Raw genomic sequence first — 19,558 nt, 5'->3', positions numbered from 1 at the left:
TAGCGCATTGGGAGCTGTAACTCAAGGGCGGTAGCGTGCTTATTCGCTGGAGGAACGATGTTATATCAACTGAGCGTGATATTTGTGCTGGCGGTCGCCTGGGTGCTTATTGCCCGCCGGGCCGCCTTGACGGTGGGATTGGTGGATAAGCCCAATGCGCGCAAGCAACATCTGGGACATATTCCGCTGGTCGGCGGCATCGCCGTATACCTGACGCTGATGCTGATGACGCTGTGGCAACCCGCCTGGCTGCCCGACAGCACCGTCTATCTGCTGTGCATTACGGCGCTGGTGGTGTTGGGCGTGCTGGATGACCGCTTTGATCTGCCCGTGGCGCCGCGCGTCATGGTGCAGGGAGGGATCGCGCTGGCGATGATGCTGGCGGCAGGGATGCAGCTTTCCTCATTGGGCTATGTCTGGGGGCATCAGGAAGTGATGCTCGGCTATGGCGCGTTGCTGCTTACGCCGCTGGCGGTATGGGGAGCGATCAACGCCTACAACATGGTGGATGGCATCGACGGGCAACTGGGCGCTTTGTCCTGCGTTACCTTCGTTGCATTGGCCATCGTGTTCGGATTGGGCGGCCGGGAAGATCTGGCGCTGTGGTGCCTGGGCCTGATCGCTGCGCTGGCGGCTTATCTGCTGTTCAACCTGAGCCTGTTCGGCGCGCGCAACAAGATCTTTATGGGGGACGCCGGCAGCATGGTGATCGGCTTCAGCGTGCTGTGGCTGGTGTTGCTGGCGACTCAGGGGCCGCAGGCGGTAATGCGCCCGGTCACCGCGCTGTGGCTGATCGCCATTCCGCTGATGGACATGGTGACCGTGATGGTGCGCCGCCTGTTGCGCCGCCAAAGCCCCTTCAAAGCGGGCCGCGATCATTTGCACCATATTCTGATGCGTCGCGGGCTCAATGCGCGCCAGGCGCTGGCGATGAGCACCATGCTGGCGGTGACGCTGGCCTGCGTCGGCATTTGCAGCGAAGTGCTGCAGCTGCAGGAAAGCCTGATGCTGGTGGCGTTTCTGTTTTGTTTCTGCGGTTATTTCGCCATGTTGCGCGAACCGCGTCAGGCGACGGTGTTCAGCGATAATCCGACCGTCGGCCGTTAATCCCCTCACGGGCTGCGGCAGCAGCCCGCTTATCACGGTACTTCCATGAATTTTCATTTGCCCCTTTTGATGCCGTTGGCCTTCACCTCCGCGTTGTTGAGCGGGTGTACGGTGGTCCCCGGCTCACATTTACCGACCAGCGGAAAAGCCATCGTCGTACAGCAGGACGACGATTTCGATTTGAATGACCAGGTGCAGGTTTACCGCATGTCGCCGATGCTGCTGCAGAAAATGCGGCGCGTAGAACCGGTCGCCCGGCCGAATCCGGCGCTGGATCAGCGGTTGCAGAACTATCAATACCGCATCGGCGTCGGCGACGTGTTGAACGTCACCGTCTGGGATCACCCCGAGTTGACCACGCCGGCCGGGCAGTACCGCAGCGCCAGCGATACCGGCAACTGGGTGCATGCAGATGGCACGATCTTTTATCCCTATATCGGGCGAGTGGCGGTGGTGGGTAAGACCGTCACCGAAGTGCGCAGCCTGATCGCCGGCCGTCTGGCGCAGTACGTGGAAAGCCCGCAGGTGGACGTCAGCATCGCCGCTTTTCGTTCGCAGAAGGCCTACGTGACCGGCGAAGTGAAAACCTCCGGCCAACAGGCGATCACCAACGTGCCGTTGACCATTCTGGACGCGATCAACGCCGCCGGCGGCCTGACGGACAACGCCGACTGGCGCAACGTGGTGCTGACCCATCAGGGCAAAGAGCGGGCTATTTCGCTGCAGGCGTTGATGCAGCGTGGCGACATCAGCCAGAACGCGCTGCTGCAGCCGGGCGACATCCTCTACATCCCGCGCAATGACGAATTGAAAGTGTTCGTGATGGGCGAGGTGGGCAAGCAAGCGACGCTGAAGATGGATCGCAGCGGCATGACCCTGACCGAAGCCCTCGGATCTTCCGAAGGGATCAGCCAGACGGTGGCGGATGCGACCGGGGTGTTCGTGATCCGGCCGAGCGGCGGTAAAACGCCGCAGCGGCTGGCGACGCTGTATCAGTTCGATCTCTCCGACGCCAGCGCGCTGGCGATGGGCGCTGAATTTCAGCTGCAACCTTACGACGTCGTGTACGTCACTGCGGCGCCGATCGCGCGCTGGAACCGTTTGATCAGCCAGCTGGTGCCGACCATCAGCAGCTTTAACGATCTCAGCGAGGCTACCTTGCGCGTGCGCAACTGGTAACTCCGCAGGGTGAATAAGGAACAGAAGATGAAAAACAATGCGCTGTCCGTGATGGTGGCCGAACAAGATGAAAAGCTGGAGTGGGAGCGGCTGATCGGGCCGCTGTGGGATAACCGTTGGCGGATCGCCGTCGTGACCGGTTTGGCCGGCGTGCTGGGCGTCGCCTACGCCCTGTTGGCCACCCCGGTGTATCAGGCCACGGCGGTGGTGCAGGTGGAGAAGCAGCTGTCCGGCGATTCGCTGCTGCGTGAAACGCTGGACAGCACGATGGGGCAAAGCTCGGCGACGCAGGATGAGGTGACGCTGGCCAAGTCACGCTACGTGCTCGGCAAAACGGTGGACGCCCTCGGCCTGACGGTGCGCGTCAGCCCGGACTATTTCCCGGTGTTCGGCAAAGGCCTTGCCCGGTTGAGCGGTGAAAAGCCGCCGGTGCTGAACATCACCACGCTGACGACGCCGGCGGACATGCAGGGCGAAGCGCTGACGCTGACGGTGCGCGACGGGCAGCATTACGAATTGAGCCATGACGGCGATAAACTGTTCAGCGGCGTGGTCGGGCAGCCGGTGGCGCAGGGCGGTTGGAACATGACCGTCTCGGCGCTGGACGCGGCGCCGGGCGCCAGCTTTACCGTGGTCAAAGTCGCGCGTCAAGAAGCGGTGGACGATCTGCGCAAATACCTGGACGTGGTACCGGGCGGCAAGGACAGCGGCATCATGGCCTTTACGCTGCCGAGCGAAGATCCGCAGAGCGCCGAGGCGATGCTGAAGAACATCACCGACAACTACCTGCAACAGAACGTGGACCGCAAAACGGAAGAGGCACAGCGCATGCTGGCGTTCCTGCAAGAGCAATTGCCGCAAACGCAAACCTCGCTGAACAATGCCGAAACCCAGCTCAATCAGTTCCGCCAGCAAAACGACTCGGTGGATCTGTCGCTGGAAGCCAAATCGGTGCTGGATACTCAGGTGCAGCTCGAAGCCCAGCTCAATGAGCTGACCTTCAAGGAAGCGGAGATCTCCAAACTCTATACCCGCGCGCACCCGGCTTACCGGGCGCTGCTGGAAAAGCGCGCCACGCTGGAGGCGGAAAAGGCACGGCTGGGTAAACAGGTGCAGACGCTGCCGAAAATGCAGCAGGAGATCCTGCGCCTCACCCGCGACGTGCAGGTGGATCAGCAGGTTTACATGCAGCTGATGAACAAGCAGCAGGAGCTGAGCATCAGCAAGGCCGGCACGGTGGGCAACGTTCGCATCATCGACGAAGCGGAAACCGCTATCCGGCCGATTAAGCCGCAAAAGATGCTGATCGTCTTGTTGGCGCTGCTGCTGGGGGCGGGAGGCGCCGCCTCGGTGGTGCTGCTGCGCGCGGCTTTCCATCGCGGCATCAATGATATCGATACCCTGGAGAAGCGGGGCATCAACGTCTACGCCACGGTGCCGCTGTCGCCGTGGCAGGTCAAGCGCAACCGCGAGCAGCGTCATTTGCTGCCCAAATCCGGCGGCCGGCGCTTGCCGATCCTGGCGGTGGCCGAACCGACGGATCTGTCGGTGGAAGCGATCCGCAGCCTGCGCACCAGCCTGCATTTCGCCATGATGGAGGCCAAAAACAACATTCTGATGGTCTCCGGCGCCAGCCCGGAAAGCGGCAAGAGCTTTACCAGCACCAACCTGGCGGTGGTGGTGGCGCAGGCCGGGCAGCGGGTGCTGTTGATCGACGCCGATATGCGCAAAGGCTTCCTGCACCGCTGGTTGGCGGATGATGGGCATCAGGGCCTGTCCGACATGCTGGTGGGCAACGTGACGGCGGAACAGGCGGTGCGGAAAACCGCCATCGCCAACCTGGACTTCGTGCCGCGCGGCCAGGTGCCGCCGAACCCGTCCGAACTGCTGATGCACCGCCGTTTCGCCGATTTTCTGCGCTGGGCCGGGCAAAACTACGATCTGGTGCTGATCGACACGCCGCCGATTCTGGCGGTGACGGACGCGGCGATCGTCGGCAATCACGCGGGCACCTCGCTGCTGGTGGTGCGCTTTGAGGTGAATACCGTCAAGCAGATCGAAACCAGCATGCGCCGCTTCGAACAGAATGGGGTGACGATCAAGGGCGTGATCCTCAACGGCATGGTGAAGAAGGCGGCAACCGACATGAGCTATTACAACTTCGCCTACCCAAGCCATCGGGAAGAACGCCCGCAGGCAGGGGAGTAAGCGGGTGAAGGCCATTATCACCAATGCCCTGTGGCTGATGCTCGAACGCGTTTCGCTCAGCCTGTCCGGCATCTTCGTCTCCATTTACGTTGCGCGCTATCTGGGGCCCGCGCAGTTTGGCGCGCTCAACTATCTGTTGGCGACGATCGCCATCGTGGTGCCACTGGTGCAGTTGGGCGCCGACAGCATCATTTTCAACCGCGTCGCCCGCCGACAGCCGAGCGGCATTCGCCTGATGCTGGCGTCAATACGCCTGCGCCGCCGGCTGTTCCTGGTGGTGGCGCTGCCGATACTGATATGGAGCTATTTCAGCCAAACGCCCGCCAGCCAACTGATGACGCTGTTGCTGCTTGTCAGCGCCTATTTCTCGATTCAGGACGTGTACAAGATTTATTACGATGCCCGCCTGCAGTCGAAACGCAATACGCTGATCAACAACCTGGCGCTGCTGCTGTCGATCGGGCTGCGGCTGGCGCTGGTGAGCGCCGCGCTGCCGCTGGTGTGGTTCGCGGTACCCTACATCCTCAGCAGCGCCGTGCCTTACCTGGTGCGCCTCTGGTTATTCCGTGGGGAAGCTGCGGCCTCGCCGCGGGTTACGCCGCGCCAGGCCAGGCGCTACGGCCGTTACTTGCTAAAGGTGGGGCTGCCGTTGGCCATCTCCAGCCTGTCGATAGTGATCTATACCCGCATCGATCAAATCATGCTGGGCAATCTGGTCGGCGAACAGGCGGTAGGCTGGTTCAGCGCCGCCACCACCCTTAGCCAAGGCTGGGTTTTCGTGCCGATGGCGCTGATCACCTCGTTGATGCCGGGCATTGCCAGCTGCCGCGATCCGTTGGAGCAGGAGTACCGTATCCGGGTGCTTTATCTGGTGGTCCTGGGCCTGTCGTTGCCGGTGTTGCTGGGCCTGTGGTGGTTCGCCCACCCGGCCATTGCGCTGCTGTACGGCGCCGCTTTCCAACCGGCCGCCAGCATCCTGGCTATTTGTACGCTGACCTCGCTGTTTTCGGTCATGGGGACGGTTTCGTACCGCAGCATCGTGCTGTTCGCCGGCTATCGCTTTATTGCCATCAAGATGCCGTTGGTGGCTGTGGCGAACGTGGTGATGAATCTGCTGCTGATCCCGCGCTATGGCCTGATCGGCGCGGCGGTGTCTACGCTGCTGGCGGAATTCATTTCGTTCTTCGTGCTGAACAGTTTATTCCGTGGCGGAAAAATTACCCGACTGCAGCTGACCTGTTTTTACTGCCTGCCGCGTCTTGTCAGCAAATTAAGGAGAGAGCATGTTAAACATCCTGGTTAAAAACATTTCCAAGCGCCTGCCCGATGCCTGGCACCATCAGGTTAAATACGCGCTCTATTTCAAGAAGCTGCCGCACCTGTCAAAACCGACCGGCTTCAGCGAAAAGATCATGCGCCGCAAAATTTACCCGCGCAGCATCTACACCACCTTGTCGGACAAGTTCAAGGTACGTGAATTTATCGCCGGTCTGTGGGGCGAGGAGTACCTGGTGGAGCTGTATGCGCATGGCACTGAACTCAGCTACGACATGTTCAGGCAATTGCCCAACGCCTTTGTGCTGAAGGCCAACCACGGCAGCGGTTATAACCGGTTGGTGTTCGACAAGCGGCAGGTTAGCTACGCGGAGTTGTACGATCTCAGCAACGCGTGGATGCGCAGTAACTTTTATGAGCAGAGTCGCGAAAAGCATTATCTGGATATCGAACCCTGCATCATGGTGGAGCGCATGTTGCTGGATGGCGAACAGGTGCCGAACGATATCAAGTTTCATTGTTTCAACGACAATCATGAAATTCGCATGTTCATCCAGGTGGATTATCAGCGCTTCGGCACCCATCGGCGCGATATTTTTGATGTCGACTGGAACCGCACCGAAATCCGCATCAGCTTGCCCAATGCCGACGAACCGATGCCGCGCCCTACGCGGCTGGATGAAATGATACGTTTGGCTCGCCAGACGGCGCAGCAGTTCTCTTATGTGCGCGTGGATTTCTACCAGGTCGGCGAGAAGGTGTATTTCGGTGAGTTGACGTTTACGCCTGGTGCGGGGCTAAGCAAGCTGATGCCGAAAAACATTGAGCAGGAATGGGGCAGTTATTTTACTGAGTAAACGCTTATGCAAAGAGTCGCCTCCAATTTTCAAATGCATGCCAATGCCGGTTATAATCAGTCGCGGGATTTGATCAATCAATCCATCGTATTGACCTTCCTGCTGATGTTTTTCGTGAAAACCTTCCTGACCTCGGGATCGTTCAACAGCGAGCTGATTAATAAAGCCGTGCTGGGGCTGAATGGCCTGATGTTGCTCTATGTTGGCTATGCATTTTTTATCGCTACGCTGGCGGAAAAGGCGGTTGCGGGTTTTTTGGTTATGCTGTTTCTTATGAATATTGCCACCGGGCATGGTGATTATCTGTTTGGTGCGGTATTCAGCACGGCGGTGATAATTTTATTTCGTCGTATCGAAATGGGGCGTGGCGCTGAAATGTTTGCCATCACCTTTGTGGTGGCAGGGTTGCTGGTGGTTATTCCCTATACCTTTTACACTGATGGGTTTGTTTACCTTGATGAACGCTATGGCAACAGATTAACGCTGGGGTTCGATAACCCGAATACCCTGGCGTATTATTCTTTTGCCTTGTTCGCCACACTGCTGTGCCTGATCGACCATGCGAAATTAACGCGTGGAATGAAAAATATCGCTTCGTTGGCGGTATCGGCGTTAATTCTCCCGGTGCTGATGTATTCCTATTCTCGCACCTGTTTTATGCTGGCGTTGTTGATGCTGCTGCTGTTTTGGCTGGCGCCGCTGCTGCGTGTCGCCCCCAACAGAAAAGTCTGCATCGCGCTGACGTTGGTCATTGTAGGCTTTCAATTCGCCAGCGTTATACGCTGGGGGAACAATCCGGCATTGGACGTGATCTTGAACCAGGCGCTGACCGGCCGGATCTGGTTCTCCTGGCAGATGTTTCAGGCGGTGGGGCTACCCAATCCGCTGTTCGGCATGAATATAGAGCCGTATAAGCCAGTCGATTTCTTCTTCATCGCCATGTTTTATTCGGCCGGTGGCATCGCCTCTGTCGTCATGCTTTTTTGTTATTTTCACTTGTTGGGCAATATGCGCAGGCTGAGTCGATTCATGCGCTGGGTGGTGGTGGTTTTCCTGTTAACAACCTTGACGGAAACCTATTTTTTGGTCCCGGTATTTAACGTGTCGTTATTGTTGCTTTGCCGTGGAAAAGAAATAATAAATTCTAAGCTGGAGGGTTAAGAAATGGATTTCTCTATCGTGATCCCTATTTATAATAGTTCGCGCTACCTGCCTAAAACGCTGAAGCGAATTTTCAACGCTTGCCAAGGGTTCGACTATCAGGTGATTTTGGTTGATGATTGCTCTGACGAGGATGACATCAAATCTATCCGCCAGATAGCGGCGACCAATAGCAATGTGATGCTGCATGAGAAAAAACAGAAGAGCAATGCGGCGGTATCGCGCAACTTAGGCACCAAGTTAGCGCAATCGGAGATCGTGTTTTTCCTCGACTCCGATGATTACTTCACGACCAACTATATTATTCGCCGCATGAAGAAGCATGAAGATCGCCAGATTGATATTATCTTCGGCAACTATGCGGAGGTGAGCGGCGATTCGGTACGCGACTTCAACTTCCACTACAAATCCGGTTCTTCCGGCGAAGATTTTCTTTTTCTGGAAATGGGCGATATTCGGTCATCCACCATCAGCATGCGTAAAAAAAGCGATCGCCGCTTTTTATTTCCCGAGTTTCTCAACAAGCATCAGGATTGGGGTTTTCTGGTCAACGCCACCAATTTGGGCGCGCAAGTGGCGCATGACGCCGGCGGCGGGGTGTTTCTCGACGTGGGGCGCTATGGGCGCATGACGGCGAAGCTTAATCTGGAGGCCAGCGACCGCTTTATCAATACCTTCCTCAGCCCCAGCGATCGCCATATCAGCGGATTCGCCTGTAAGCATCTGCTGGCCTCGCTGTATTCGGAAAACGCCCAGGCGTTCAATTATTACTCGTCGCGCATCGTGCGGCACAGCCTGAGCGGCAAGTTCAAGATGATCAAATGGTATGGCGATTGTCTGGCGCGGTTGGGGTTGTTCTCGGTTGGCGGCCGGCTGCTGCGCAACGTGCGCCAGGGATTCAGGAGATGACATGCAACCACGCAAGATAATCATCGTTATCGAAAATATGGCGGGCAAGGGCGGTACTGAACGGGTCGCCAGCGGTTTGGCCAATGCGCTGGCGCGTTTGCCGGGTTACGAGGTCGCGGTGTTTTCGCTGTTTGGCGAGCGGAGCTTCTTTCCGCTGGCGAGCGACGTCCGGTTGCGCTGCGGCGGTGGCGATTCGCTGTTCTGGCCGTGGCGGCTGGCGTTCGCGCTGCGGCGTGAACGCGCGGACGTGATCATTACCGTTTCCATGGGGAAACTGTCGGTGGTGATGACGCCTTTCCTGCGTTTGTTCTGTGCCCGCAGCCGGCTGCTGTTGAGTGAGCACGTCAGCTTTCACCAGTATCCGCGCGTATTTAAGTGGCTGAAGTTGCTGGTTTACCGGCTGAGCGATCGCGTGATTTTCCTGACGCGGCAAGATAGCGACGCCATCGCTCGCTGGGTGGGGGCCGGGAAATGTCGGGTGATCGAGAACGTTTCGCCGTTCCGCGCACAGGCGCCAACGCCGGCGCTGCAGCAAAAGGTGGCGCTGGCGGTGGGGCGCTTGAGCAATCAGAAGGGCTTCGATCGTCTGATCGCGCTGTGGCGAGGGGTGGCGGCGCAGGTGCCGGATTGGCGGCTGCTGATTATTGGCGACGGCCCGGAGCGCGATGCGCTGCGGCGGCAGATTGAAGACGCCGGGCTGGCGCGGCAGGTGAGTCTGCTGCCGGCCACCGCCGACGTGGCGGACTATTATCGCCAGGCCAGCCTGTATTTGATGACCTCTCGCTATGAGGGATTGCCGATGGTGCTGATCGAAGCCATGAGTTTCGGCCTGCCGCTGGTGGCCTACGACTGCAAGACCGGCCCGGCCGAGTTGATAGACGACGGCGTCAACGGCTATCTGGTGCCCGATGACGACGCCGCCGCCTTCAGCGAAGGGGTGATCAAACTGATGCTCGATCCGGGTTTGCGCGAGCACTTTTCTGTCGCCGCGTTAGAGAAGTCTCGCCGTTTTTCTCCCGAACGTATTTATCCCCAGTGGCAACAGCTCACCGAGTGAGGACAAAATGGAAAAGATATCCGTAATCATGCCGGCCTACAATGCCGCGAACTCTATCAAAGAGTCGATTCTAGGCGTGCTGAACCAGCGATTTACCGATTATCACCTGTATGTGATCGATGATGCGTCCACCGACGATACTGCCGAGGTGGTGCGGCCGTTTATCCACGATCGCCTCACCTATATACGCAATGAGCATAATCAGGGCGTGGCGGAAACGCGCAACATCGGCATTGAGGCGGCGAACGGCGACTATATCGCCTTCTGCGACAGCGATGACGTATGGCTCCCCAACAAGCTGTCGCGCCAGGCGAGCATTTTGCAAACCCGCCGCTACGACGTGGTGTGTTCCCATTACTACACCTTCGAAGACGACCTGAAATTGATCAAAAACACCCGTGGCGCGGAAGAGCTTATCGGCTATCAGGACATGTTGAAAAGCAACTGGATCGGCAATCTCACCGGCATCTACAACCAAAAGCGCATCGGCAAGGTGTATCAGCAAAAAGTGGGTCATGAGGACTATTTGATGTGGCTGGCGGTGCTGCAGAAGGCGCGTAACGGCCTGGCCTACTGCATTCCCGAACCGCTGGCCTGTTATCGATTGTCTACCCATTCGCTGTCGGGCAACAAAATCCGCGCCGCTGACTGGCAATGGCGGATTTACCGTCAGCATTTGGGGCTGTCTTATCAGAAATCCTGCTATCTGTTCGCCACCTATCTGTTCAATGCCGTGGTGAAAAGGAAATGACCATGAGGGGGATGTATCAGAGGGTGGTTCTGGGCTGTTGCGCCTTTTGGGGCGCTTCGGCTCTGGCGCAGAGCTGCCAACCCAATCTGTTGGCCAACCCCGGCTTTGAGCAGGGGCTCGGCGGCTGGCGAGCGCAGGGCGCGCAGGCCGACGGCGATACGCACAGCGGCAATGGCAGTTTGCGCTATGACAATGCAGATGCCGCGCAGTACCGCACCTTCAACCAGGCGCTGCAGGTTGCGCCCGGACAGACGATCGATTTTGGCGTCTGGCTCAAGACCCGCGGCGTACGCGGGCAAAGCCGCGACGGCGGCGCCGGGGTTTATCTGCAGAGCTTTGATGCGCAGGGGCGCTTTCTGGAGGGCAGCTATCCGGCTGGGGTGACCGGCGACAGCGGCTGGCGGCAGGTGAACGCCAGCTATACCGTGCCGCCGCAGGCGGCGCGAATCACGTTTGGCGTTTATCTGCGCAAGGGGAGCACCGGTACCGCCTGGTTTGACGACGCCTATGCGTGTGCTCGAGCGCCTACGCCTGCGTTGTATCAGCTCGGCGCGTCGGCGCAGGGGAAGGTCGACACGCTGGTCGTCACTTCGCAGCCGCAGCGTTTGCAGGTCGACAGCGAATTGCTCAATGCCGAGGGGCAGGTTGTTCACCGTAGCCGCGACCGTTATCAGGTTGAAGGGCAGCGCCGTATCGAATACCCACTGCCGGCCGGCCTGGCCCAGGGCGAATACCGCCTGCGTCAGCAGGTCACCGGGCAGCAATCCCGGCCGGCACCGGACAGCGAGCTGTCTTTTCGCGTCGGGCAGCCTGCGGCCAAAGTGGCGATCGACAGCGAAGGCTTTACCCTGCGCGACGGTCAACGGCTTTTCCCGTTGGGTATTTACGCCAACGTGGCGACCGATGAGCATTTGGCGCGCATCGCATCGGCGGGATTCAACACGGTGCTGAATTATGATTATGGGGAGAAGAAAGACCCTTACGCCTTTTTCCGCAACGCACGCCAGCGCGGGCTGCTGGTCATTTACTCCGTCAAAGATCAGTACCGCGGCAGCCGCTTCGCGCCGGCCGTGCGCGGCGGCGATTACGCGGCGATGACGGCCTGGTACGTGCAGCGCTTGCGCTCTCAGCCCAACCTGCTCGCCTGGTACATCAACGATGAGCTGGGGCCGGAATATCTCGATAAGATCGAGGAAAAAAACCTGCAAATAAAGCGGCTTGACGGCGATCATCCTACCTTCCAGGTGTTGAACAAAACCGGGGAGTTGGACGCTCACTTCAACAGCAGCGACATTTTGGCGACCGACCCTTACCCGGTGGGGAACGATCGCGATCTGACGCGCACCACGCGTTATACCGAACTGACGGTGCAGGCCGCCCGCCAATCGCGCGGGGCCTGGGTGGTGATGCAAATCATGGATCACGCCGCTTATGACGCCCGCCGCAAGCCACATCCGCCGTCAGAGGCGGAAATCCGCAATCAGGCCTGGCAGGCGCTGATCGGCGGCGCCAAGGGGCTGTTGTTTTATTCCTATACCGATCTGTTTTACAAGCGTAAAACCGGCCGCTTCGACCAACGGGAGTTTGACGCCACCTGGCGCGGTGTGGCCGCCGTGTCGCAGCAAATCGCCGCCTTCACCCCTTATCTGCTGACGGGAAAATCGACGCCGCTGGCGGGAAGCAACTCTCAAATGCCGGCGCGGATGTTTGTTCTGGGCGATCGCGCCTTGCTGCTGGTAGCCAACCCTTACTATCGAGAGGGAAGCACCCGATTGCGCCTTCCGGCGGGCTGGCGGCAGCAGGAAGGGGGGACGGAGATCCAGCTGGCGTTGCCCGCCGTGGGCACCGCGACGCTGTGGCTCCAACGCTGAATGCGTCGAGTTAGCGTTACGCGGGAGGTTTCTCCCGCGTCCTACCCCCAAATACCCCATCTTGCCTCCCGCCCGTCAGCCTCTGTCTTCCACTCCTGATTTATTCATTTAAATTCAACATATTAATCTCGTTTATCGCACCTATACTTTGGTGGTATTTCTCACCCGGCGCGTGTATCGCCTCCCGCTTTCTCTTGATCGCAATCAATTTGCCGCCGATTGGCCGTCAGTAGGCTGGCGGCAGATTGAGCATGTCTTCTTATAACGACAAGAGCCTTCAGGAGCATTCCGGATGAGCAAATTTTTAGACCGTTTCCGCTATTTCAAGCAGTTGGCGGAGCCTTTTTCTGGCGATCACGGCCAGACCTTGAACACCAACCGCGACTGGGAAGACGGCTACCGCAGCCGTTGGCAGCACGACAAAGTGGTGCGTTCCACCCACGGCGTGAACTGCACCGGTTCCTGCAGTTGGAAGATCTACGTGAAGAATGGCCTGGTGACCTGGGAAACCCAGCAAACCGACTACCCGCGCACCCGCCCCGATCTGCCCAACCATGAACCGCGCGGCTGCCCGCGCGGCGCCAGCTACTCCTGGTACCTGTACAGCGCCAACCGGCTGAAATACCCGCTGATGCGCAAGCGTCTGCTCAAGCTGTGGCGCGAGGCGAAAGCGCAGCACAGCGATCCGGTCGCGGCCTGGGGCTCTATCGTCGGCGATGCGGAAAAAGCCAAAAGCTACAAGGTGGCGCGCGGCCGCGGCGGTTTCGTCCGCTCCAGCTGGCAGGAGGTCAATGAACTGATCGCCGCAGCCAACGTCTATACCGCCAAAACCTTCGGCCCGGACCGTATCATCGGCTTCTCGCCGATCCCGGCGATGTCGATGGTGTCCTACGCCGCCGGCGCCCGCTACCTGTCGCTGATCGGCGGCGCCTGCCTGAGCTTCTACGACTGGTATTGCGATCTGCCGCCGGCCTCGCCGATGACCTGGGGCGAGCAGACCGACGTGCCGGAATCCGCCGACTGGTACAACTCCTCCTACATTATCGCCTGGGGCTCCAACGTGCCGCAGACGCGCACCCCGGACGCCCACTTCTTTACCGAAGTGCGTTACAAGGGCACCAAAACCGTGGCGGTGACGCCGGACTATGCCGAAGTCGCCAAGCTGTGCGACCACTGGCTGAATCCGAAGCAGGGCACCGACAGTGCGATGGCGCTGGCGATGGGCCACGTGATGCTGAAAGAGTTCCATCTCGATCGCGAAGTCGGCTACTTCCGCGACTACGTGCGCCGCTATACCGACATGCCGATGCTGGTGCTGCTGGAAGCGCGTGAAGGCGGCCATTACGCCGCCGGCCGCCTGCTGCGCGCCGCCGATTTGGTGGACGGACTGGGCCAGGAAAACAACCCCGAGTGGAAAACCGTCGCTATCGACAGCCGCAGCGGCGATCTGGTGGCGCCGCAGGGCTCCATCGGCTTCCGCTGGGGCGAGAAGGGCAAGTGGAACCTGGAACAGCGCGAGGGCAAGTCGCAACAGGAAGTCGAGCTGCAGCTCAGCCTGTTGGGCATGCATGACGATGTTGCCGAGGTGGGCTTCCCGTACTTCGGCGGCGCCGACAGCGAGCATTTCAACAGCGTGGCGCTGGACGAGATCCTGCTGCACAAACTGCCAGTGAAACGCCTGCAGCTGGCGGACGGCAGCGAAGCGCTGGTGACCAGCGTGTACGACCTGACGCTTGCCAACTACGGCCTCGAGCGCGGGTTGGGTGACGCCAACTGCGCCGCCGACTATGACGAAGTCAAGGCCTACAGCCCGGCCTGGGCCGAGCAGATCACCGGCGTGTCGCGCCACAACATCATCCGCATTGCCCGCGAGTTCGCGGAAAACGCCGAGAAGACCCACGGCCGTTCGATGATCATCGTCGGCGCCGGCGTCAACCACTGGTATCACATGGACATGACCTACCGCGGCCTGATCAATATGCTGATCTTCTGCGGTTGCGTCGGCCAGAGCGGCGGCGGCTGGGCGCACTACGTCGGCCAGGAAAAACTGCGGCCGCAAACCGGCTGGCTGCCGCTGGCGTTCGGCCTCGACTGGCAGCGCCCGCCGCGCCACATGAACAGCACCTCGTTCTTCTACAACCATTCCAGCCAATGGCGCTATGAAACCGTCGGCACCGACGAGTTGCTGTCGCCGCTGGCGGACAAATCGCGCTTCGGCGGCAGCCTGATCGACTTCAACGTGCGCGCCGAGCGCATGGGCTGGCTGCCGTCGGCGCCGCAGCTGGGCACTAACCCGCTGCGCCTGGCGGAGCAGGCCCGCGCGGCCGGTCAGTCGCCGGTCGAGTTCACCGTCGACAGCCTGAAAAACGGCTCGCTGGGCTTCGCCGCCGAGCAGCCGGACAATCCGCAGAACTTCCCGCGCAACCTGTTCGTCTGGCGCTCCAACCTGCTGGGCTCCTCCGGCAAGGGCCATGAGTACATGCTCAAATACCTGTTGGGCACCGAAAACGGCATTCAGGGGAAAGATCTCGGCCAGCAGGGCGGCGTGAAGCCGCAGGAAGTGGAATGGCGTGAGCAGGGCGGCGAAGGCAAGCTGGATCTGGTGGTGACGCTCGATTTCCGCATGTCGAGCACCTGCCTGTACTCCGACGTGGTGCTGCCGACCGCCACCTGGTATGAAAAAGACGACATGAACACCTCCGACATGCACCCGTTCATCCATCCGCTGTCGGCGGCGGTCGATCCGGCCTGGGATTCGAAGAGCGACTGGGAGATCTACAAGGGCATCGCCAAGGCCTTCTCCGAGGTGTGCGTTGGCCATCTGGGCCAGGAAACCGACGTGGTGACCCTGCCTATCCAGCACGATTCCGCCGCCGAACTGGCGCAGCCTTACGGCGTGCAGGACTGGAAGAAAGGCGAATGCGATCTGATCCCGGGCAAAACCGCGCCGCACATCATCGCGGTGGAGCGCGATTACCCGGCCACCTACGAGCGCTTCACCTCGCTGGGGCCGCTGTTGGACAAACTGGGCAACGGCGGCAAGGGCATCAGCTGGAACACCCAAACCGAGGTCGACTTCCTCAAGCAGCTTAACTACGTCAAGGCCGACGGCCCGGCGGCGGGGCGGCCGAAGATCGAGAGCGCGATAGACGCGGCGGAAGTGATCCTGTCGCTGGCGCCGGAAACCAACGGCCAGGTGGCGGTAAAAGCCTGGGAGGCCCTGAGCAACGTCACCGGCCGCGATCACCGCCATCTGGCGCTGAACAAGGAAGACGAGAAAATTCGCTTCCGCGACATTCAGGCGCAGCCGCGCAAAATCATCTCCAGCCCGACCTGGTCCGGTCTGGAGGACGAACACGTATCCTACAACGCCTGCTATACCAACGTGCATGAGCTGATCCCGTGGCGCACCCTCAGCGGCCGTCAACAGCTGTATCAGGATCACGAGTGGATGCGCGCCTTCGGTGAAAGCCTGCTGGTATACCGGCCGCCGATCGACACCCGCGCCGCGCAGCCGTTGCTCAACAGCAAACCGAACGGCAACAAGGAGAAGGCGCTGAACTTCCTGACGCCGCACCAGAAGTGGGGTATTCACTCCACCTACAGCGACAACCTGTTGATGCTGACGCTGTCGCGCGGCGGCCCGATCGTCTGGCTGAGCGAAGACGACGCCAAAGATCTGGGCATCGCGGACAACGACTGGATCGAGGCCTTCAACGCCAACGGCGCGCTGACGGCGCGCGCGGTGGTCAGCCAGCGTATCCCGGCCGGCATGACCATGATGTACCACGCGCAGGAGCGCATCGTGAACCTGCCGGGCTCGGAGATCACCAGCCAGCGCGGCGGCATCCACAACTCGGTGACCCGCGCCTGTCCGAAGCCGACCCACATGATCGGCGGCTATGCGCAGCTGGCCTACGGCTTCAACTACTACGGCACCGTCGGCTCCAACCGCGACGAGTTCGTGGTGGTGCGCAAGATGAACCGCATTGATTGGTTGGACGACGAAGGCAACGACTACGCGCAGGGCAGTCAGCAGGAGAACAGCAAATGAAAATTCGTTCGCAAGTCGGCATGGTGCTGAATCTGGACAAGTGCATCGGTTGCCACACCTGTTCGGTCACCTGCAAGAACGTCTGGACCAGCCGTGAAGGTATGGAATACGCCTGGTTCAATAACGTGGAAAGCAAGCCCGGCGTCGGGTATCCGCACGCCTGGGAAGATCAGGAAAAATGGAAGGGCGGCTGGATCCGTAAAATCAACGGCAAGCTGGAACCGCGCATGGGCAACCGCGTCGGCGTACTGGCGAAAATCTTCGCCAACCCGGACGTGCCGGCGCTGGACGACTACTACGAGCCGTTCGATTACGACTACCAGCATCTGCACACCGCCAAACAGGGCAAGCACCAGCCGGTGGCCCGCCCGCGCTCGCTGATCACCGGCCAGCGCATGAACAAGATCGAAAGCGGCCCGAACTGGGAGGAGATCCTCGGCGGGGAGTTCGAAAAACGCTCGCAGGACAAGAATTTCGACAACCTGCAGAAGGCGATGTACGGCCAGTTCGAAAACACCTTCATGATGTACCTGCCGCGCCTGTGCGAGCACTGCCTCAACCCGGCCTGCGTCGCCACCTGCCCGAGCGGGGCGATCTACAAGCGCGGCGAAGACGGTATTGTGCTGATCGACCAGGACAAGTGCCGCGGCTGGCGCATGTGCCTGACCGGCTGCCCGTACAAGAAAATCTACTTCAACTGGAAGAGCGGCAAGTCCGAGAAGTGCATCTTCTGCTACCCGCGCATCGAAGCCGGGCAGCCAACGGTGTGTTCGGAGACCTGCGTGGGCCGCATTCGCTACCTCGGCGTGCTGCTGTACGATGCCGACCGCATCGAGCAGGCGGCGGCGGTGGAGAACGACAAGGATCTGTATCAGAGCCAGCTCGACATCTTCCTCGATCCGCATGACCCGAAGGTGATTGCTCAGGCGCTGGCGGACGGCGTGCCGCAGGGCGTCATTGAAGCCGCCCAGCAGTCGCCGGTGTACAAAATGGCGATGGACTGGAAACTGGCGCTGCCGCTGCACCCGGAATACCGCACGCTGCCGATGGTCTGGTACGTGCCGCCGTTGTCGCCGATTCAGTCCGCCGCCGACGCCGGCGAGCTGGCGCACAGCGGCGTGCTGCCGGACGTCGAGAGCCTGCGCATTCCGGTGCAGTATCTGGCGAACCTGTTGACCGCCGGCGATACCGAACCGGTGCTGCTGGCGCTGAAGCGCATGCTGGCGATGCGCCACTACAAGCGGGCGGAAACCGTCGACGGCGTGGTGGACACCAGCGCGCTGGAGCAGGTCGGGTTGAGCGAAGCGCAGGCGCGGGAGATGTATCGCTACCTGGCGATCGCCAACTATGAAGATCGCTTCGTGGTGCCGTCGAGCCACCGCGAGCTGGCGCGCGAAGCCTTCCCTGAAAGCAAAGGCTGCGGTTTCAGCTTCGGCGACGGCTGCCACGGCAGCGACGGCAAGTTCAACCTGTTCAACAGCCGCCGCATCGACGCCATCGACGTGACCGCGAAAACCGCGCGGCCGGAGGATGCCTCATGATCAGCCTGAAAGTGATCGCCCGCCTGCTGGATTACCCGGAGCAGGTCCTGTTTGACCATCAGCAGGCGCTGATTGAGGCGCTGGAGCCGGCCAGCGAGCTGGATCTGCACCACAGCGCGCAGCTGATTCTGTTTATCCGCCGCCTGTGCGCCCGCCCGCTGCTGGACGCGCAGGCCGACTATTGCGAGCTGTTCGATCGCGGCCGCGCCACCTCGCTGCTGCTGTTTGAGCACGTGCACGGCGAGTCGCGCGATCGCGGCCAGGCGATGGTCGATCTGATGGCGCAGTACCGCGCCGCCGGACTGGAGATCGACAGCCGCGAGCTACCGGATTTCCTGCCGCTGTACCTGGAGTATCTGGCCAGCCGCAGCGCGGCGCAGGCGCGGGAAGGGCTGCAGGACATCGCGCCGATCCTGGCGCTGCTGGGCGCGCGCCTGCAACAGCGAGAAAGCCCGTACGCGGTGCTGTTCGATCTGCTGCTATTGCTGTCCGGCAGCGAGGTGCAGGCTCAGGCGCTGGAAACCCAGGTGGCGCAAGAGGCGCGCGACGATACGCCGCAGGCGCTGGATGCGGTGTGGGAAGAGGAGCAGGTCAAGTTTCTCGGCGAACAGGGCTGCGCCTCCGCCCAGCAGACGGCGCACCAGCGGCGCTTCGCCGGCGCGGTGGCGCCACAGTATCTGGACCTGACGGATGCGTTAACCGGAACCAAAGGACGCTAATCATGCAATTTTTGAATCAGTTCTTCTTCGATATTTACCCTTATCTGGCCGGCGCGGTATTCCTGATCGGCAGCTGGTTGCGTTACGACTACGGGCAGTACAGCTGGCGCGCCGGCTCCAGCCAGATGCTGGATAAAAAGGGCATGCGGCTGGCGTCCAACCTGTTTCACATCGGCATTATCGGCATCTTCGCGGGCCATTTCCTCGGCATGCTGACGCCACACTGGATGTATGAGGCTTTCCTGCCGATCGACGTGAAGCAGAAGCTGGCGATGATCGCCGGCGGCGCCTGCGGCCTGATGACGCTAATCGGCGGTGCGCTGTTGCTGAAGCGCCGGTTGACCAATCCGCGGGTGCGCGCCACCAGCAGCTTCGCCGACATCATGATCCTGACGTTGCTGGTGGTGCAGGTGTGCCTCGGCCTGCTGACCATTCCGTTCTCCGCCCAGCATATGGACGGTAGCGAAATGATGAAGCTGGTGGCCTGGGCACAGGCGGTGGTGACGTTCCACGCCGGCGCCTCTGCGCACCTGGAAGGCGTGGCGATTATCTTCAAACTGCACATGGTGCTGGGCATGACGCTGTTCGTGCTGTTCCCGTTCTGCCGCCTGGTGCATATCTGGAGTGCGCCGGTAGAGTATCTGACCCGCCGTTACCAGCTGGTGCGCAACCGCCGCTGAGCCTGACCCCGCCGCCGCCGCCGATCGCCAGCGGCGGCGCTATTCCGATAATTCCCCTGCCGTCTGCCCATTCTCGCCGCCTTGTCGTAAACTAACTATCTCAGTCATGTTACGCTTATGCTTGCGCCGACGGAGGTCGGCCCGTGGTAGCCGATAACAAGAGATAGCGCCTTGATGAAAGGCCTTTTG

Annotated in this window: 14 protein-coding genes; all 14 read left to right on the top strand. The window is 60.4% G+C overall.

The genetic code is table 11. The features are described from left to right. Positions 1 to 57 precede the first annotated feature (57 nt). The 14 genes from wecA to narI all read left to right on the top strand — a co-directional run bounded on the left by wecA (position 58) and on the right by narI (position 19,369). Positions 58 to 1,107 (top strand): UDP-N-acetylglucosamine--undecaprenyl-phosphate N-acetylglucosaminephosphotransferase, encoded by a 1,050-nt coding sequence (wecA, locus tag SSARUM2_RS14505; RefSeq protein WP_033647732.1) that lies wholly within the window; start codon positions 58 to 60, stop codon positions 1,105 to 1,107. 45 nt (positions 1,108 to 1,152) lie between these two features. Continuing rightward, positions 1,153 to 2,286, top strand: coding sequence for a polysaccharide export protein (locus SSARUM2_RS14500; protein WP_033647730.1), 1,134 nt, complete (start codon positions 1,153 to 1,155; stop codon positions 2,284 to 2,286). Between the two features lie 27 nt (positions 2,287 to 2,313). Continuing rightward, positions 2,314 to 4,494, top strand: a complete 2,181-nt coding sequence (locus SSARUM2_RS14495) for a polysaccharide biosynthesis tyrosine autokinase (RefSeq protein WP_033647729.1) — start codon at positions 2,314 to 2,316, stop codon at positions 4,492 to 4,494. 4 nt (positions 4,495 to 4,498) lie between these two features. Beyond that, entirely contained in the window at positions 4,499 to 5,797 is a 1,299-nt protein-coding gene (locus SSARUM2_RS14490) for a flippase (RefSeq protein WP_039565578.1), read from the top strand. Further along, positions 5,778 to 6,626: an ATP-grasp fold amidoligase family protein gene (locus tag SSARUM2_RS14485; protein WP_033647726.1), complete on the top strand. Its 849-nt coding sequence runs from the start codon at positions 5,778 to 5,780 to the stop codon at positions 6,624 to 6,626. Before SSARUM2_RS14490 ends, SSARUM2_RS14485 begins: the two co-directional genes overlap by 20 nt. 6 nt (positions 6,627 to 6,632) lie before the next feature. After that, positions 6,633 to 7,787, top strand: coding sequence for a hypothetical protein (locus SSARUM2_RS14480; protein WP_060438558.1), 1,155 nt, complete (start codon positions 6,633 to 6,635; stop codon positions 7,785 to 7,787). A 3-nt stretch (positions 7,788 to 7,790) separates the two neighbouring features. Then, positions 7,791 to 8,696: a glycosyltransferase family A protein gene (locus tag SSARUM2_RS14475; protein ID WP_033647723.1), complete on the top strand. Its 906-nt coding sequence runs from the start codon at positions 7,791 to 7,793 to the stop codon at positions 8,694 to 8,696. Position 8,697: 1 nt separating this feature from the next. Further along, positions 8,698 to 9,753, top strand: a complete 1,056-nt coding sequence (locus SSARUM2_RS14470) for a glycosyltransferase family 4 protein (protein WP_033653670.1) — start codon at positions 8,698 to 8,700, stop codon at positions 9,751 to 9,753. Positions 9,754 to 9,760: 7 nt separating this feature from the next. Beyond that, the gene (locus SSARUM2_RS14465; protein ID WP_033634927.1) at positions 9,761 to 10,504 is read left to right on the top strand and encodes a glycosyltransferase family 2 protein; all 744 of its coding nucleotides are present in this window, start codon (positions 9,761 to 9,763) and stop codon (positions 10,502 to 10,504) included. 2 nt (positions 10,505 to 10,506) lie between these two features. Further along, complete coding sequence (locus SSARUM2_RS14460) at positions 10,507 to 12,375, top strand: carbohydrate-binding protein CenC (RefSeq protein ID WP_225369031.1); 1,869 nt, start codon at positions 10,507 to 10,509, stop codon at positions 12,373 to 12,375. A gap of 292 nt (positions 12,376 to 12,667) precedes the next feature. Continuing rightward, on the top strand, positions 12,668 to 16,429 hold the full coding sequence (locus SSARUM2_RS14455) for a nitrate reductase subunit alpha (protein WP_060452576.1): 3,762 nt from the start codon (positions 12,668 to 12,670) through the stop codon (positions 16,427 to 16,429). Further along, positions 16,426 to 17,970: a nitrate reductase subunit beta gene (gene narH / locus SSARUM2_RS14450; protein ID WP_049234802.1), complete on the top strand. Its 1,545-nt coding sequence runs from the start codon at positions 16,426 to 16,428 to the stop codon at positions 17,968 to 17,970. The genes SSARUM2_RS14455 and narH overlap by 4 nt, the downstream gene beginning before the upstream one ends. After that, positions 17,967 to 18,689: a nitrate reductase molybdenum cofactor assembly chaperone gene (gene narJ, locus SSARUM2_RS14445; RefSeq protein ID WP_060438561.1), complete on the top strand. Its 723-nt coding sequence runs from the start codon at positions 17,967 to 17,969 to the stop codon at positions 18,687 to 18,689. Before narH ends, narJ begins: the two co-directional genes overlap by 4 nt. 2 nt (positions 18,690 to 18,691) lie before the next feature. Further along, on the top strand, positions 18,692 to 19,369 hold the full coding sequence (gene narI, locus SSARUM2_RS14440; RefSeq protein ID WP_025303199.1) for a respiratory nitrate reductase subunit gamma: 678 nt from the start codon (positions 18,692 to 18,694) through the stop codon (positions 19,367 to 19,369). The last annotated feature ends 189 nt before the right edge of the window (positions 19,370 to 19,558 follow it).

This window comes from Serratia sp. K-E0102, from assembly GCF_029962625.1.
Taxonomy (GTDB): domain Bacteria; phylum Pseudomonadota; class Gammaproteobacteria; order Enterobacterales; family Enterobacteriaceae; genus Serratia; species Serratia sarumanii.
This window is presented reverse-complemented; position numbering and strand designations above follow the sequence as displayed.